Origin of the sequence: Enterococcus sp. DIV0421 (assembly GCF_051713745.1) — a bacterium.
In the GTDB taxonomy this organism is placed as follows: domain Bacteria; phylum Bacillota; class Bacilli; order Lactobacillales; family Enterococcaceae; genus Enterococcus_D; species Enterococcus_D casseliflavus.
On the sequence record NZ_JBIOQM010000003.1, the window covers coordinates 211,769 to 228,363 of the forward strand.

The following is a 16,595-nucleotide window of genomic DNA, read 5'->3' on the forward strand; positions in this document are numbered from 1 at the left end:
TGTGAATAATAGTATCGAAATTAGAAATAATTTCGTAAAAGTTCCTAAGTTAGGACTTGTTAAATTTGTGAAAAGCCGAGAGCCCAAAGAGCGAATCTTAAATGCTACAATTCGTAAAGGTTCGAGTGGTAAATTTTTTTGTTTCCATCCTGTGTAAGTAAATATCCACCCGTGAAACGGGTGACTTTTTAACAGCCCTAGAAAAGCTCACCACTCGCTAGGGGGCGTGACATAAGTTAACTAGTTACGCTCTCCAAAATATAAGGAGCACTCGAAAATCATGTGATTTTTCGAGTGCTCCTTGTTTTTTTTATTCATTTTGGGTAGTTCAAGTACCTATTTTTGTCAATTTCATCATATTGATTGCCGTAATGAGTAAACCCGTCTGTTTTCTGACTTTTTCTAAGCCCCGAACCGTGTATCGAGTGAAACCCAAACAAGCCTTCATAAATCCGAAGACTGTTTCCACGTCGATCTTTCTCCGACCATATATTTTTTGAATTTCAGGCGTTGATAAGCGCTCTTTTTGTTTTTCTTTATGGTATTCCCAAGACGGATTTACAGTGATCTTTCTGCGATTCCCCTTTGGGGTTAAGGCTTCAGGAATGAGCGCTTGGTTCGCATCCGTTTTTTCTGCTTGGTATTCTTTAAAATCTCGGACAAAGCCATCCGCATCTGTTCGTTTACGGTAAGCATGAAAATTGAATCGTACCCCTTTGGGGTCGATGTAAAAGTCCTCCTTAAGCTCATAATTCCAATTCATTACTTTCCGATCATCTGTTTGCCATTTCTTGCTTTGTTCTTTAAACATTGTTCCATAAGGAATCAGTGCAGTATGCTGGGGAAGTTCATCTTCTATATAGCGGTAATTGCTTTCTGAACCATAGCCTGCATCGGCGACCAAATAATGAGGGGACTTTTGTGCAATCTTCATCTTTTCCAGTAATGGTTTCAGTGTCTTAGTGTCTGTTGGGTTTTGAAAGACATCGTAGCCGAGTACAAATTGATTACAAGTAGCGATTTGCAGGTTATACGCAGGCTTAAGTTGGCCATTTTTCATAGGGTCTTCTTTAACGCGCATGAATGTCGCATCATGATCAGTTTTTGAATAACTGTTTCTTGTCCCATAAGTAGAAAACTGCGTTTGATGTTCCAGAAGTTTTTCTCGTTTTGTATTTAATTTGCGTACTTGGCTTTTCAACGTTCTCCGTTGTTGTTTCGCTGGATTTGGCGAAAGACGTTTCGTTGCCTCAACTTCTTTTTCTAGTTCTTCCAAACGTAGTTCCATCCGTGTTAACAGTTCATCTATCCTGTCTACGGTCAAGGACGTCCCTTCGGGAATCTGTTTCAGGGCATACGCTTCTCTTAGTTCCGTCATCATAGTAAGCAGTTTTTCGCGATTCATTTGATCGAATCGGATCGTGTTTTTCTTCCAGACAAAGCTGTACTTATTCGCATCTGCCAAGATTTTTGTGCCGTCAATAAACAGCGCATCATCAATCAGATTCCGTGCCCGCAGATACTCTGTCAACTGATCTAAGCCTTTATTGGTCAACTCTTGTACATCGTTGGATACACAAAAACGGGCGATCGTTCGATAAGTCGGAACCCGTTCTTGCATCAACCAGCGAGCATATAGGTTTTCTTCAGCTAAGCGTTCAATCTTGCGACTTGTAAAGGTTTCTCGCGTATACGCAAAAAGAACCAACTTCATCATGGCACCTAAATCATATTCTCTTGGTCGACCAAAAAGATAGAGGTCATTAATCTGAAACGCTTCGACCAGTTCATGGATAAAAACGGCGACATGATTTTCTTTTGGAGAAAATGAAGTAGATAGATCCAAAGTGAGTTGATTCATGTTATAATTAGTATACATTTTGTTTAGTCCTTTCAGGATTAAATGATGGGGCATTGGCGGCAACCGGTGCTCCTTTTTATTTTACCCAAAAAACCGCAAGAAATGAACGATTTCTCGTCATTTCTTGCGGTTTTCTTCTATGGACTTATGTCACAGTTCCTTTTTAAATGACCACCAACCGCTCACAGCCCTATCTCTCTTTAACTATTTAAATGGATCTACATACTCTTGTTTACTTATACTATCTCTTATTCGATCATCTCTTCTTGTTCTCGAATATATTTTTCAATTGTTTTTTGATTTAACCCAACCGTACTCACGTAGTATCCTTTGGACCAAAAGCTTTTATTCCCATACTTATATTTCAAATTCGCATGTTTTTCATGGATTAAGGTTGCACTTAGTCCTTTTAAGTAGCCCATAAAACTAGAAATACTGATCTTTGGTGGTATTCTTACTAACAGTTGAATATGGTCAGGCATTGCATGAGCTTCAATGATTTCAACATCTTTCATCTCACACAATTTTCTTACTATCTGACCAATACTTACTCTTAACTTTCCATAAATCACTTTTCGTCGATACTTCGGGGTGAAGACTATGTGAACCTTACAATTCCATCTGGTATATGCTAAACTTTTATCGTCGTTAGACATAAAAAAAACTCCTTTCGATCTGATATGCGGTTGGTAGCCACTATTAGTATATCGAAAGACAAACTATATTAAGTCAAGCACAAAATGAAAAGTTTGAATAACGTAGTTTTGACATTATTTGAAGGCATGACAAAGAACCCTTAGGCAAAGGGGATTTTTGAAAAGATCAGTTAACAATCATTTTCTGCTCCTCATAAGGCTTATTATCTTTCAGTAGTTGATAAATGATTCGTACCAGTTTTCGAACAACATGACTGATTGCGACATTGTAGTGTTTTCCTTCTGCTAGTTTTTTCTGGAAATAGACACGCATAGACGGAGACCAAATAGACATGAGTCTGGCGGCTTCATGCAATGCCCAGCGAAGCTGAGAGGAACCTCGTTTGACCATTCGACCAGTTTCAGTCTGATTCATTCCAGACGTAGAGATGGAAGGTTCTGCGCCTGCATAGGCAAGCAATTGATTCGGCGATCGGAAATTATTAATATCTCGAATTTCGGCGAGAATGACACTCCCTAATTTAAAACCAATGCCAGGAATCGTTAAAATAGGTGAATCGATTTCACTCATTAATCGAGCAACTTCCTTCTCGGCTTTGTCTCTCATAGTTGTAAGGTACTGAATGGCATCAATAGTTTGAAGGAGTTCAAATTCTAACGCTGGCGACTCTTGACCAATAGAGGTTTGCGCGAGTGCTTTGAGCTTGACGGCCTGTTCTTTTCCAAAGTGACCTTTTGAGTGCGTTGAAATGAGATTGGTCAACTTCGTTAAGTGTGCATTTCCTAATTTTCTAGCAGAGGGGTATTCTTTTAAGATTGCGTACACATAGGATTGGTACTTCGCGGAAGAAGAACCCAAAGAAGGTGCTAATTCTGGAAAGAGAATATCTAAAATGCGTGTGTAGTTCACTTTTTTTCGAGTACAGTCCTCTCTTAATCTAGCTGTGTGTCTGGTTAAATATTTCAGCTCAATCATTGAGGGGTTCGCACTAAATGATTGTTTATCAAGATCTGCTCGTAATTTACGAGCGATCGTCATGGCGTCTTTTTTATCGGTTTTGGTTTTTCGTAAGCTTTGATTTTTGGCAAATTCTTTAATTAAGTATGGATTATAGCTATAAGTTGGGTACCCTTGCGTCCGAAGGAAGCGTAAGATATTAAAGCAATAATGACCGGTATCTTCTAAGGCGATTTGAATCTCTTCGCCGGTTGTTTTCTGCAAATTGGCAAGCGTCATTTGAAGCTTCGTAAAGCCTTCACGATTATTTTCAATCTGAAGATGACGGATAAAAACCGTTCCTTCAGTATCAATGATCGCTAAGTCATGTTTGTGCTTGGCAATATCTATTCCAACGTACAACATAAGGACCACTCCTGACAGATAAAATTTACGCTATGCTCCACTTACTCTTTGCCTATGTAACCTTGTGATCAATCAAGCGTCACGAACAGATGTCATGCGCTAACAAACTTATTAACAATGTGACAAAGAGCTGTGGCCAGAGCCTTTCGACAACAGTATTCCAAAGGAATCTGGTGGAGGTTATACTAGTCCATAGCGTCTAGCTCAATTATAGACAAAATAACAGCTAGTTAAAACGGAATAGCTGATTAATTGAGTATCTTAAATATACAAGGAGTTTTTTATCGCTAAAGCTATTTCGTCCACGCGTAGAAACGTGCGGTTTTTTGTTTCATACGCTAAGCGAACGAAACTGACTAAAGTCAATAATAACGACCATCAAAAGTTAGATTTTTTGGTCTAACTTTTGATGGTCGATTCAATTCACTCTTTTGTCATTACTATTTTTAATTTTATTCAGGATCACTTCAAATGTTTCAAAGGTATCTATATCGAGCTGACACAACCAAAGTAAGTACTTCTTTTCCTTATAAGTCCAATTGATCCTAGGATAGGAGGACAACAGATTCTTGTATCTCGCTCTTTGCTCACTTGGAGCTAGTTGCCAGCGTTTCTTAAATACATCTTTTTCATCCATACTTAGTCCCCCTCCAAAAAATAGCGTTGCATGAAACTTCATTAACGCGCAACGCAAGTCTAAATTATGTAAATCTAGAAATAGTTTATCATATTAAAATCCACGTTCATAGTGTGACCAAACATAGAGAAGCGTGATCGTTTTACTCTCTTCATCCATGCTGTAAACCAGTCTGTGTTTGATATTTAGACGTCTTGAATGGTAAGATAATCCAGTTAATTTTTCGTACGGTGGCGGTGTCTGAAAAGGATTTTCCTTTATAAATTTGATTAGTTCATCAAATTTACTAGTTAGATCAACACTTTTCAATTTAGGCAAGTCTTTGCAAGCATTCTTTTTAATCTTTACATTATATCCCAATCAATTTCATCTAAGTCTTCACTTTTTTCATTCTCAAAGTGTTTGATCCGATCCAGTACACCCACATTTTGTAAGTAGATTGTTTCTTGTAAGGAGTTCCAATCGCTCTTACTAATCATTATGACACTTTCTTCCTCTTTTGTGCTTGCAATTTCTATAGGTTGACTGTCAGACACAGCATGCTTAATGATTCCATAAAGATTTTTTCTTGCATTTGTTGGTGTAATCAATTCCCTAAGTTCTTCTCCTTTACACTTGACTTTCTTAAAAACATTATAACGTACGTTTAAGCGTACGTTAATAGAAGGACTATTTGGACAGGACTGTTTTTACATGAGCAAAATCTTCGGATTGATTCACCAAGCATTGCTCTGGGATTCGAATCCTATACTCTAACTTTTTTAATATTTCTCTTTGTCTCACTGTACACCGCACCACACGAACTAAAACCTCAGCTGTATTTGACACATCTAGAACTTGGACTTGAAAAATACCTAACTCATCGATAGAGCAATCATAAATCAATCCTTCCTGTATCATCACTTTTGATCCTTTCAATTCATTCATTGTTGGTCAATTTTAAATTTTCTTCTTTTTCTTGTCTCTTAATACGTTTCAAGGTAGACAATGAAATATTTGTTTTCTTCTCAACGTCTCTCACACTGTTCATTTCCATTAGATCCAAAGCGTGCTTGTAGCGATCGTTCCCCCCCTCTTTGGACGGCCTTCTTTCTAATTCTTTTTATTGGCTCTATACCTCTTAAGTTAACCCTGCTTCCTTCTGAGCATGATAAAGAGCTATCTCAGTTTCGAGTTTTCTTCCTTCACGGTCATATGCTTCTGCAAAATCTTTATCTTTTTTCTTCAATCAATTTTTTAATCATCATTTATAAACCACTCCCCTCTGAGTTCTTTTGCATGCTTGAGTTCGCTCATTGATGTTTGCTCCGTTTTTTTTAGTAAATCCATAGGAAATAACATACCTTCCATCTTTGAATTGTACAAACTTCTTAACTCTTCCCGTTCATCTCAATTCATTCTCAAGAGGAATCAACTCATCGTCTAACATTTTACGCCATGCTCGCTTCATTTCTTGTGGGTATTTAAATGGCTTCGCTTCTGGATTTTTGGCTTTATATCTTTCGTAATCCTTACTGTTGATAATTACTTTTATATTAGGAATTGACTCTTCACCTGATATATATTGCAAATTAGAAACATGTAATTCTTTCTCAGAGACAAACCACTCATTAGAAAAGGCATGAATCAACTCATCACTCGCTTGTGTAAAATAGCGACGTTTAATAACAAAAATATCTTCATTACTATTTAAAGTCCCCGCATCAAATGCATTTAAAATTTGTCGGTAAACTTCTTTGACTCCTTCTGTTTTATTCAATTTCGCCAAAGCTTTTTCAATTTCTTCTCGTGCATCTGAACTATTTGCAGCATAAGTTCCTAGTAATTGATCAATATAAGTTGAATCAATATCATACAACTTAGTGGTATTTTCACTATAAAATTCGATCGTTGAAAAATCTTCTCCCTCTTTTTCTGGTTCTTCCTCTATTAAGGAACCCTTCACGGTCTCGTACACGCCAATTTGTTCTTCCAAAAGTTGAATTTGATTGTTCAAAGTTGAAGATTGCACCATGTCATCATTGTAATCGTCATAAGTCACTAACGATTCATAAGCACGATTCAATTCTTGGAATGCTTTGACATATTCGATACGAGTTTCAAGTGGCGTATGTTCATCAATGGATTCCATGGATGAAACCTCTTTTAACTTACGATATGCTTGCTTGAATCTTTTTTTGGATTCTTGGTAACTTGGATAAATCAAGCCCGATTCTTCTTTAGCTTCTGAATACAGTTTTGTCGCATTCTCGACATTCTTCTCCATTGTCGCTGGCTTACGAAACGTCACAATCAATCCTTTTGTCTTTTCAGGATACGTACGGTTTGTACGTGAAAAAGCTTGGATCAATCCTGCATACTCTAGATTACGATCCACAAATAGGGTTTGAATCGTAGGGGCGTCAAAACCTGTCAATAGACGATCCACTACGATCACTAAATCAATTTGTTTCCCAAATTGTTTGAATTCCGCTCTTTTTCGTGCCAAACGATTATTGATGTCTCCGTTATAACGCTCAATGTCTGCTAGTGACCAGGCAGTATCATAATACTGATTATATTCCTCAATAATTTTTTGCATTTCTTCTTGTTGGGCGCTTGAATCTCGGCTATTTTCTTCTAATGAATAGGTAATAGCGATTCGTGGAAAATCAGGATCCTCCATCGTTCGTCCTTCACGAATGGGCTGATTGGGAAACTCTTTTGTTAACCAATCAGGCTCTTTCGACATCTCTTTTATGGCCCGATAATACTTTTTGGCCATGTCAATGGAACTCGTGGTTAAGATTGCAGATTTCGTTGGACGGCCATTTCGAAAATCAAATTTTGTATAGGCATTGTCTGGACGGAACATTTTATGAATGACTTTTTGTATATGTTCATCTGCTTCAAAAACAGTAGGGTCCAAATAACTTTCTTTTTTGACAGGCTCCATTTGATCAATCATACGATTGATCTGTTCTGATGAATACTCTGCATATGTTTCTACTTCTTTTAATTTCCGATAGATTTTATTCTCTAATGAAGTCGGCTCCACGGTGTTTTCATGCTCTACTTGAAATCCTAAAACCGAGCCATCTTCTAATGCATTCTTGATGGTATAGGTGTGCAAGACCTCTCCATACTGATCATGGGTCGTACGTGCCAATTGCCCTTTGGCTTGTTTCCGATTCTCAGGGAAAATCGGTGTACCTGTAAAGCCAAACCAAGTGGATTTCGGAAACATTTTTTTGATTTCTTCCATATTTTCAGCACTTAGCGCTCGATGACACTCATCTACTACAAACACGATATGTTGCCCCATTAATTTTTGGAAGCGATTGGTTCCTTTTTTCTCTTCTTGTTTCTTTGCATATTTCAACGCCGCATCTAGTTTTTGACGGGTTGTAATGATTACAACATTTGCATTGGCATCTGCCAACAGGGTTTCACTTAACTCTTTGGCACTTCCTGTTCCCACGATCAAGCTATTCGCTTTGGCGTTCCCGGAAGAAATCCCAGTATTAAATTCCGAAGCAAATTTCGTAAACTCTGTGGTGGTTTGATTATCTAAATCTTTGCGGTCCACTAACATGATCGTTCGATCGATCCCCGATTTTCGTGCTAAAAGCTTAGTAGATACAAAACTAGTCAACGTCTTTCCTGAACCAGTCGCATGCCACACATACCCTGATTGATGTTTATTTGCGGCAATAAACAAGGCTTGAATCGCATGTACTTGATAAGGATGTAACACCATGAGGGTTTTATTGTCTTGATCTTCACTGACAATCGTATAATCCGCAATCAAGCGATGGGCATCCGGAATATTTAATACTTGTTTACAAAATTCATATAAGTTTTCTACTTTTTCATTGTCTTTCGTTCGCCAACTAAATAAAAACTTAGGGTGTAAGTCTTTCGGTAAGGCATTTGCAAAATAACGAGTGGTTTGTTCATTGGAAACCACAAACAACTGCAAGGTCGAAAAGATATTATTCCGAAACATGCCTTCTTCTGCATACTTTTTGATTTGATTAAAGGCTTGATAAAAACCATCTTTTGCAGTTACTTGTTTCAACTCGATTTGGACAATCGGTAATCCATTGATTAATAAGGTGACGTCAAAACGTCGATCCCGTGCTTCTATGTTACTTCCACGTTTTGCAATTTGATGGACCACTTCATAAGTAGAGATTCCTCCACCAATGTCTTGATTGGAATAAAGGATAAGTGAGACAGAACCCAATTGTGGATCTTCCCGTTCAATCGTGATCCGAGCCATCCCATTTTCACCTTTTAACCATTTCGCAGCATCAAATGGGGTTTTCGTTCGTAGCAATAATTCGGTTTTGATCGTTTCAAACTCTTTGTCGGTCAAAGGAGAATCATTCAGTTCTGCTTGATTATTTGACATGATTTTTTGGCGTAAATTGACCCAAAGATCTTCTTCTGATTTTAGATCCGGACGATACGTCCACTGATTATGTCCTTCCCCCAGTACACGGATCAACTGTTCTTCGACTTCCGCTTCCTCACGGTGACTAATTTTCATTCTTCTTCCCTCCTAGACAAACATCTTTTGTAAAAAGCCTTTTTTCATTTCTTTTAGTAAATCTAACTTACGTTGGTGAAGGGTAATGGTGTCATCGAGTTGTTTGAAGAAGTTACCGATTTTTTTTTGTTCTTCTTTAACAGGTAATTTAGTTATTATTTTTTTAAATTCTGTTTTACTAATCATAGGCTGAACTCCAGGAGTTGTACGTTTCTTTATTTGATTACCAATATCTATTGTATTTAACATATAATAAATAAAATTATTATTACAATTAGAGCTTCTTAGTAATACAGCATTAGATGATAATGTCATGGGTCTATCTAATTTAGGAACTAAGAAAAACTTACCAATCGTCCCTCTATCTGACATGAGAATATCATTTTCGTATACAGTTGATTTTTTTAGAAAATCGAATCCGTGTTTATCAGTATATAGCCAAGGACCACGCCAATTATTACTTGCATCTTGCAAACGTATCATATAGGCATAATTTTCATCGTTATAAAATCTTACATTATTTTTTAAAGATTGAAAACTACCATTTGATACGAAGTCAGTATGAACATCAAAAATTCTTCCCAACTTACACAGTTCCCAAGCTTCCGTAAATCCAGGAAACCGGATTTCTGGCACTTTTGCTCCGTTTTTAGGGAACATTTTTTGTAAGAATCCTTTTTTCGTTTCCTTCAGCAAATCTAATTTGCGCTGATGAAGAGCGATGATGTCGTCGAGTTGCTTGAAGAAGTTACCAATTTGTTGTTGTTCTTCAATATGCGGAATTTTAAGTTCAATATTTTTTACTATTTTACTATTTAATTTAGGTTGTGCTGTTCCCGTGTTGTATTTCTTATAATCAATTTTTTCTAATACTTGAACTAAAAAATAGTTACTTCCATTTCTCATGCGCATAATATGAGCGTGATTGTTTAACCAGAACTTACCTTGGGTCAAATAAGCTACTGGATAATTTCTCATAATAATATTTGCTCCATCTTCAGCAAGTAGAACGTATTCACCATTGAATATATAATCATCGACATAATCGATAATTCCCGTAGCACCATAATAAGGGTATTTACCTGAAATACGAAGATCTGAATCGATAGGAACACGTTTCCCGTCGAATGATTCAGTCAATTCCCCCAACTTCCGCTCTTCCCAATCCTCTGTAAATCCTGGGAAACGGATTTCTGGTCGTGTATCATTACTCATGCTTAAACACCTCCAGCGCACCTTGTAACCACGCTTCATTTTCAGGTGTTGTTTGCAGGGAAGAGATAGCTTCTAAAAGTTCTTTTTCTAGCACTTGCTGTTCTTGTCGTATCTTCTTGATGTCATTTCCGACATGAACCATATCAATTGGTTCTTCTTCTTCAAACGTATCGACATAGCGTGGGATATTTAAGTTATAGTCATTTTCTTTGATTTCATCAAAGGTTGCCAAATGAGCGTATTTCTCGACATCTTTTCTTTCAGCGTAGGTTTCGAGGATTTTTTGAATGTTTTCTTCCGATAATTTATTCTGATTTTTCCCTTTAACAAATTCACGACTAGCATCAATGAATAATACATCTCGAGTTTGACGATTCTTCTTCAATACAATCACCGTCGTTGGAATCGATGTCCCAAAGAACAAGTTCGCAGGCATACCGATCACAGCATAAATACTGCCGTCTTCTAATAATTTTTGACGAATGACCCCTTCTGCAGCGCCACGGAATAAAACTCCGTGTGGCAAGACGATGCCATAGTCCCTGTTTCCTTCAAATGATAGAAACCATGAAGAAGAAACGCAAAATCTGCTTTGGATTTTGGCGCTAATTTTCCATAACGATTAAACCGAGAATCGTCTAAGAAGGTCGTATCTGCTGACCAATTAGCCGAATAAGGTGGGTTCATTACTACTGCATCAAATGTGTAAGGTTCATCTGTTGGCCAGTCCTTATTCAACGTATCCCCATTGCGGAGATTCATTTCTTCGGCATCTACCCCATGTAAAATCAAGTTCATTTTTGCTAGATTGTATGTCGTTGTATTTAGTTCTTGCCCATGATATTTAACGTTATCTGGGTGTGTTAAGTAGTTACGTACGTTTAACATCAATGAACCTGAACCCATCGTTGGATCAAAAACACTAAAGAATCGTCGTTCCTTTTGATCGAGCGTTACGATTTGCGCCATCATATCAGAAACCATATGAGGCGTGTAAAATTCTCCGGCTTTCTTCCCTGCTTCTGAAGCAAATTGACTGATCAGAAATTCATACGCATCCCCGATCACGTCCCCATCGTGACCTAAAACTTCCACGTCATTCAATTTCTTAATGACTTCGGTAATCGTCACGTTTCGTTGTTGCTCATCTGTTCCTAGTTTTTTTGATTGGAGATCCACATCATCAAATAACCCATTAAATTGATTGTAGGTAGATGCCAATTGCACAAAGGCTTTATTTAAATCATTCAATTGGAACGTTGCTTGTTTTGCTTGATCTGCTAAGACATTGAAAAGATACTCTGGCGAAATCGCATACCCCAAAATATCAACGATTGTTGCAATCAGATCTTCTTTTGATTCTTCATCTGAAAGTAATTCACGATACAACATCGTTTGTTTACTTACCGTATCATATTCCTCTAAGGATTCATCTGCTAAAAGAACCACTTGTTCCAACAATCGGTCGGATAAATATTTATAGAAAATCAGTCCCAATAAATAATTTTTATATTCTGACGCATCCATTTTACTACGGAGATTATCTGCCGCACTAAATAACTTGTAATTTAATTCTGCACCCAAAAAGATACACTCCTATCTCTTATTTAAAGTTGATATATCCACTCTTATTTTAGCATATCCAGTTTTAAAAAAAGAAAAAACTTATTCTTTGTAATAAACTACGTAAGAGGTGTCTAACGTAGTTTGACAAAACGTAGACTAGATCATTAACTTAAGAAAGGCAGAAAATACAAATATAGCTACAATTTTTGGGCCCTATAATTTATGGAACACCCTAAAATTTTTTCCTTACAATTATTCTTCTAAAAAATAACCACTATTTTCCAATAATTGCGTATGTCTATATTCCTTTGTTAAAAAACATCTTATTTCATTCTCATTAAATCCAATGACTATCTTTTTTTCATCGATTATAATAGGCAGCTTCATCACTGAAGGATTCTTTATGAGTATTTCGATTAAAAATTCTGTAGAGCACTCATTTTCATTAATTTCTAACTCCTGGTATTTTTTTGTCCTAGAATTGATCAAATCATCAAATCCATTTTCAGTAAGGGCTAAAATTTTCTTTATTTCGTGTACTTCAATCGGATTTTTTTTGGTAATCTTTCGAACAACATATCGCAGATTGTGATTCTCCAACCATTTTATTGCCGTACAACCCGAATTAGTACTAGAAAGATAATAAATTTTAATCATATCATCGTCTCTCCTAAAAATATATCCCCAATTTATTGAAGTTGATTATAGCATAAAAAACGACTCTATAATTTATGGTACATTCTTCAGTCTCATTTTCATTTTTTGGAATGGCAACAGTTTTTTTGACAAATTTTATAAGGTGCAGAACTTCCTTCCGTATGCTATTCCGATTGTCCTTGACAATGAGCCTCCTCGGATGTGACGATCTTCGGCAGGAGCTAACAGTTAAAGTTAGACTGCCTCGCTAGCGTTAGCACATCCGAGCTCATTATCAAGGATTCGCTGCGCCAATCTCTGGTTACGGTAACCAACCGGTGTCTCGTAGCCAAGTGTACCGTGCAACCGAAGGTGGTTCCACCAATTGACATAGTCAAATAACTCCAAATCCAATTGTTGTAAGGTTTCAAATGTGTATTGATAGACAAATTCTACTTTCAACGACTTATAAGTTGATTCAGCTACGGCATTATCAAAAGGACAGCCTTTATGACTCAATGATCGATTGATGTCAAAAGTTGTTAATAATTCATCAATAGCTTGGTTATCAAACTCTTTTCCACGATCAGTATGAAAAATCTCAACCTCTGTCAGAGGTTGTTTGATACGGCTAAATGCTTTTTTTACTAGAATGGCATCTTTATGTTCTCCACAAGAATAGCCGAGAATTTCTCGATTGAACAGATCCAAAATGAAACAGATATAATTCCATTTTTTCCCGACTCGTACATAAGTCAAGTCTGTTACGATCGCTTCTAATGGGTTGTCTCTTAAGAATTTACGATTCAATACGTTTGTCGTTTTGGCTTCATTGCAAGTAGAATGATGTACTTTAAAATAAGCAACAGTATAGCTCGATTTTAATCCTCTATTTTTCATGATTCTACTAATTTTTCGTCGGCTGATCCGAATGCCTCGTTTTGATAAGGCTTTTTTTATTTTTCTTGAGCCGTAGGCCTTTCGGCTGCGGATAAATTCTTCAGCGACTACTTCTTCAAGTTCTGATTCGTCTTTCTTTGGTTTTGATTGATAATAATAGGACTGACGTGATAGACCTAATATTCTGCACATCGCTGATATAGGGTAAAGATGCTTATTCGCATCGATTACTTGTCTCTTCGTCCGAATATCAGCGCTGCTTGCTTTAAAATATCATTTTCCATTTCTAATTGCTGGTTTCTTTTACGTAGTTCTAACAATTCTTTTTGTTCAGGCGTAAGATTATCTTTTCCTTTGAATGAACCACTCGTTTTAGATTGCTTTACCCATTTGTCAAATGCTGAAGCCGTTAGTTCATATTCTCGAATGATTTCTACACGTGGCTTTCCAGCTAAGTAAAGATTGACGATTTGTTGCTTGAATTCTTGTGAAAAAGTTCTTCGTGTTCTCTTAGACATAAAAATTCCTCCTGGTATGTTTTCTTCTAGTCTACACACCTTAATTTTTCTGTCTAGTTAATTGTAGCCTATCCATTTAAATAAATACAAATTAAGGATTCAATATGTTTTAAACCCCTGTATAGTAATGGTGCATTAGAAGGAAGGAACAAACAACAAGATAAAGGTGATAAAACGAGTAGCCTACGGCTATCGAAATTCCCATAACTTTCGAGCAAGAATCTATCTCATTCAAAACTTGATCTTCCAAACAAAAACCAGTTAAGCACTCTGCCTAACTGGTTATGACTAAATTTTCAGTTGTATCTTTCTCTACCAACACTAAATGTCGACGAACCTAAATGTTGAAGAGCCACTAAAAACTAATTGCCGGTGCTTCTCAAACATCGCTTTTTCTTCCATCACATATAATCACCCAAAAAGAGCGCTACCTTATACTTCATTAATAGGCATCACAAATCTAAAGAGTATAGCAAAATCACAAAAAGCTCATCAACGTGTCTGATTTTTTCAATTTCTATATTCTTAGGATCGTTTCTGTCTTCTTAAGCATCCACATGAGCGCGTTCTGCCAGAACATAGACTACGCGCCAATACTTGAATACTTTTTCCACAATTACAATCACAGTACCAATATTTACTTCCATGTTTCTTTTTACTTAGTGGATACTTTGCTGTCAATCGTCCAAACTTTTTATTAGTCAAATCTTTGCTTCTTCTTCCAACTCGTTCTCTTCTTAAACAACCGCATGAGCGCGTGCACCCTGAACTAAGATTCCGTGACAGTACCTCTACATATTTCCCACAATCACATTTACAGTACCAATAGATACTTCCGTTCTTCTTTTTATTCAGTGGATATTTTGCTATCAATCGTCCAAACCGCTGATTACTCAGGTCTTTAATAATTTTCTTTGAGTGCTTTAAACACCCGCAAGATTGAGTATTACCATTAACTAACGAGCTTCCAATAACATCTACTTGAGTCCCACATTTGCACTTACAGTGCCAGACTATATGACCACGTTTACGTACTTCTAAAGGATACTGTACAGATAACCAACCAAATTGCTTGTTTGATAAATCTTTTGTATTTTTCTTCATAAAAATCACTCACAAAATTTTTGCTGTCTATTATATTAGGTTATTTATTTTAGTAGTTTTTAGTTTTCCAAGTGTATTTACTATTCTCATTAGGATATTGGGGCAGGATTCTCCAGATAAAATCATATGATTTTGTAGTTATAGTACTAGTTGTTGACACTTTCCAATCCATATATGATAATTTTATTCTACAAAAATTTATTTAAAAATCCAATACCTTTGGTGATGTTTTGACCATTAAAGAAACTAGATTGATTTTTCTTTTTTAAGTATTGGGGAATTAAATCATTTTCTTGAACCTCTCATGACTAAAGTCACGAGATTCTTGGGAATAGAGCATACTTGCAAGCGTATTTCTTTACTCACAGCGGTTTCTCTTATTGACCAAGCTATCCCCGTAGTTCCTACAGTTTTTGATGATTGGATCTAAGCTAATCCCATGGAATGTAATCTTAGACCTTCGGTCAGAATATACATTTCAAAGACATTGGTAAGCGAGGACTCAACCAAGCCTTTATCTATGACACCATCTAAACCACCAGTAGCTTGAATCAATTGGCTATGTAGGGCAACTATCTGATCTGTTGTTAATCGTTTCATTTTGCTAATACCTTAAAGGCATCCAAATGACGGGGCAAAATAGAATTTACAATGTCATCAACGGTTGCTTGATCAGCTACAACTGTTTCCTCATTTTCAGCATTTACTAGGGTTTGATAATCCACTAAGATATATTTAAGTTTATTATTTTTCAGAATAACAGCTGTTCCGTTACTATCCACCATCCGAGCCACCTTAGAAAAATTTTGGTTAGCTTCTGTAATTGGTACTAAGTTTTCAATATTTATTTGCATGTTCATCACCTCTTGTTTTTTATGTAACATCTAATACGATAAAAATCAATATTTTAGGATATATTTAACCTATTCCTTTGCTTTTTACTAAATCTCATCAAAATCAACATCGTCACTATCCAAGTTAATCAGAATTTTAGCCATTCGATTTAGGGTGGCTATTTTTTCGTTTAGTTGAGCTATTTCTTAAATCAGATTATCTTTAATAGAAATATAAGACTCCTCCTGAACCCCAAGTGCTACAAAAAAATTTAGCCGTTTCCCTAATATAGATGTGATAATCTCTCCTGTTATCCTTATCCTTAATATCCAGTTGTCTATTTTAGATAAAGACCATCCCTTCTTTACCAATGTCATAAGAAACTTTGATAAAAATACCGTCATTGACTACTTTTTCAATCTGGCGTTCCAAAAGAACCAACTCAAATTCATAAACAGCATTTCACTTTTCCTCTTGGTAATACTTAAACTGATGAAGCCAGTCACCCTCTAACAGATCCACTTCCCTTTTGTTATCAAAATAATCTTGAAAATAGAATACGCTATAGAAAACATTATCACGCAGCTTCTGTCCAGAAATGGTCATCCCATCAAAGGTAAAATCAACATACTTGACTTTAGGAGAAATCGTTAGCCCCAACTGGTGTGCTTTTTGAATAAGTTCATCAAAAGTCTTCACTCGTGGTAAGAGGAAATCCAGTCGATCACAAATCTCTCGTTTGACAAAGTACAATTCAAAATAACTTTTAGA

Annotated in this window: 13 protein-coding genes and 4 pseudogenes; 1 reads left to right on the plus strand and 16 read right to left on the minus strand. The window is 36.5% G+C overall.

Features of this window, described 5'->3' with window-relative positions; genetic code table 11:
• Nucleotides 1-328 precede the first annotated feature (328 nt).
• The 12 genes and pseudogenes from IGI96_RS19015 to IGI96_RS19070 all read right to left on the minus strand — a co-directional run bounded on the left by IGI96_RS19015 (nt 329) and on the right by IGI96_RS19070 (nt 13,886).
• Complete coding sequence (locus IGI96_RS19015; RefSeq protein ID WP_438785615.1) at nt 329-1,879, minus strand: IS1182 family transposase; 1,551 nt, start codon at nt 1,877-1,879, stop codon at nt 329-331.
• A gap of 186 nt (nt 1,880-2,065) precedes the next feature.
• Nucleotides 2,066-2,517 (minus strand): annotated as a pseudogene (gene tnpA / locus IGI96_RS19020) (IS200/IS605 family transposase).
• Nucleotides 2,518-2,683: 166 nt separating this feature from the next.
• A complete protein-coding gene (locus tag IGI96_RS19025; RefSeq protein ID WP_077454773.1) occupies nt 2,684-3,880 on the minus strand; it encodes an IS110 family transposase in 1,197 nt (398 codons plus the stop codon).
• A 418-nt stretch (nt 3,881-4,298) separates the two neighbouring features.
• The gene (locus IGI96_RS19030; RefSeq protein ID WP_438785616.1) at nt 4,299-4,517 is read right to left on the minus strand and encodes a hypothetical protein; all 219 of its coding nucleotides are present in this window, start codon (nt 4,515-4,517) and stop codon (nt 4,299-4,301) included.
• Between the two features lie 93 nt (nt 4,518-4,610).
• A complete protein-coding gene (locus IGI96_RS19035) occupies nt 4,611-4,877 on the minus strand; it encodes a Txe/YoeB family addiction module toxin (RefSeq protein ID WP_438785617.1) in 267 nt (88 codons plus the stop codon).
• Nucleotides 4,862-5,107, minus strand: coding sequence for a type II toxin-antitoxin system Phd/YefM family antitoxin (locus tag IGI96_RS19040; RefSeq protein ID WP_438785618.1), 246 nt, complete (start codon nt 5,105-5,107; stop codon nt 4,862-4,864). The genes IGI96_RS19035 and IGI96_RS19040 overlap by 16 nt, the downstream gene beginning before the upstream one ends.
• A 329-nt stretch (nt 5,108-5,436) precedes the next feature.
• Nucleotides 5,437-5,633 (minus strand): annotated as a pseudogene (locus IGI96_RS19045) (recombinase family protein); the annotation flags it as partial.
• Nucleotides 5,634-5,901: 268 nt separating this feature from the next.
• Nucleotides 5,902-9,051, minus strand: a complete 3,150-nt coding sequence (locus IGI96_RS19050) for a type I restriction endonuclease subunit R (protein ID WP_438785619.1) — start codon at nt 9,049-9,051, stop codon at nt 5,902-5,904.
• Nucleotides 9,052-9,063: 12 nt separating this feature from the next.
• Nucleotides 9,064-10,266, minus strand: a complete 1,203-nt coding sequence (locus tag IGI96_RS19055) for a restriction endonuclease subunit S (RefSeq protein WP_438785620.1) — start codon at nt 10,264-10,266, stop codon at nt 9,064-9,066.
• Nucleotides 10,259-11,850: pseudogene (locus tag IGI96_RS19060) on the minus strand (type I restriction-modification system subunit M). Before IGI96_RS19060 ends, IGI96_RS19055 begins: the two are co-directional and overlap by 8 nt.
• Nucleotides 11,851-12,084: 234 nt before the next feature.
• Complete coding sequence (locus IGI96_RS19065; RefSeq protein ID WP_438785621.1) at nt 12,085-12,489, minus strand: Spx/MgsR family RNA polymerase-binding regulatory protein; 405 nt, start codon at nt 12,487-12,489, stop codon at nt 12,085-12,087.
• 234 nt (nt 12,490-12,723) lie between these two features.
• Nucleotides 12,724-13,886, minus strand: a protein-coding gene (locus IGI96_RS19070; protein WP_438785398.1) for an IS3 family transposase whose coding sequence is annotated in 2 segments (ribosomal slippage) — nt 12,724-13,610 and nt 13,610-13,886 — 1,164 coding nt in all. Because the reading frame shifts where the segments join, the coding sequence is not laid out codon by codon here.
• A 142-nt stretch (nt 13,887-14,028) separates the two neighbouring features.
• Here IGI96_RS19070 and IGI96_RS19075 point away from each other — a divergent pair.
• Nucleotides 14,029-14,151: pseudogene (locus IGI96_RS19075) on the plus strand (transposase); the annotation flags it as partial.
• A 1,265-nt stretch (nt 14,152-15,416) separates the two neighbouring features.
• On the opposite strand, the gene IGI96_RS19080 reads toward IGI96_RS19075, so the two are convergent.
• The 4 genes from IGI96_RS19080 to IGI96_RS19095 form a co-directional block, all read right to left on the minus strand.
• A complete protein-coding gene (locus tag IGI96_RS19080) occupies nt 15,417-15,590 on the minus strand; it encodes a hypothetical protein (protein ID WP_438785622.1) in 174 nt (57 codons plus the stop codon).
• A complete protein-coding gene (locus IGI96_RS19085) occupies nt 15,587-15,844 on the minus strand; it encodes a type II toxin-antitoxin system Phd/YefM family antitoxin (protein ID WP_438785623.1) in 258 nt (85 codons plus the stop codon). Before IGI96_RS19085 ends, IGI96_RS19080 begins: the two co-directional genes overlap by 4 nt.
• 322 nt (nt 15,845-16,166) lie before the next feature.
• Nucleotides 16,167-16,265: a hypothetical protein gene (locus IGI96_RS19090; RefSeq protein ID WP_438785624.1), complete on the minus strand. Its 99-nt coding sequence runs from the start codon at nt 16,263-16,265 to the stop codon at nt 16,167-16,169.
• A gap of 21 nt (nt 16,266-16,286) precedes the next feature.
• Complete coding sequence (locus IGI96_RS19095; protein WP_438785625.1) at nt 16,287-16,523, minus strand: hypothetical protein; 237 nt, start codon at nt 16,521-16,523, stop codon at nt 16,287-16,289.
• Nucleotides 16,524-16,595 lie beyond the last annotated feature (72 nt).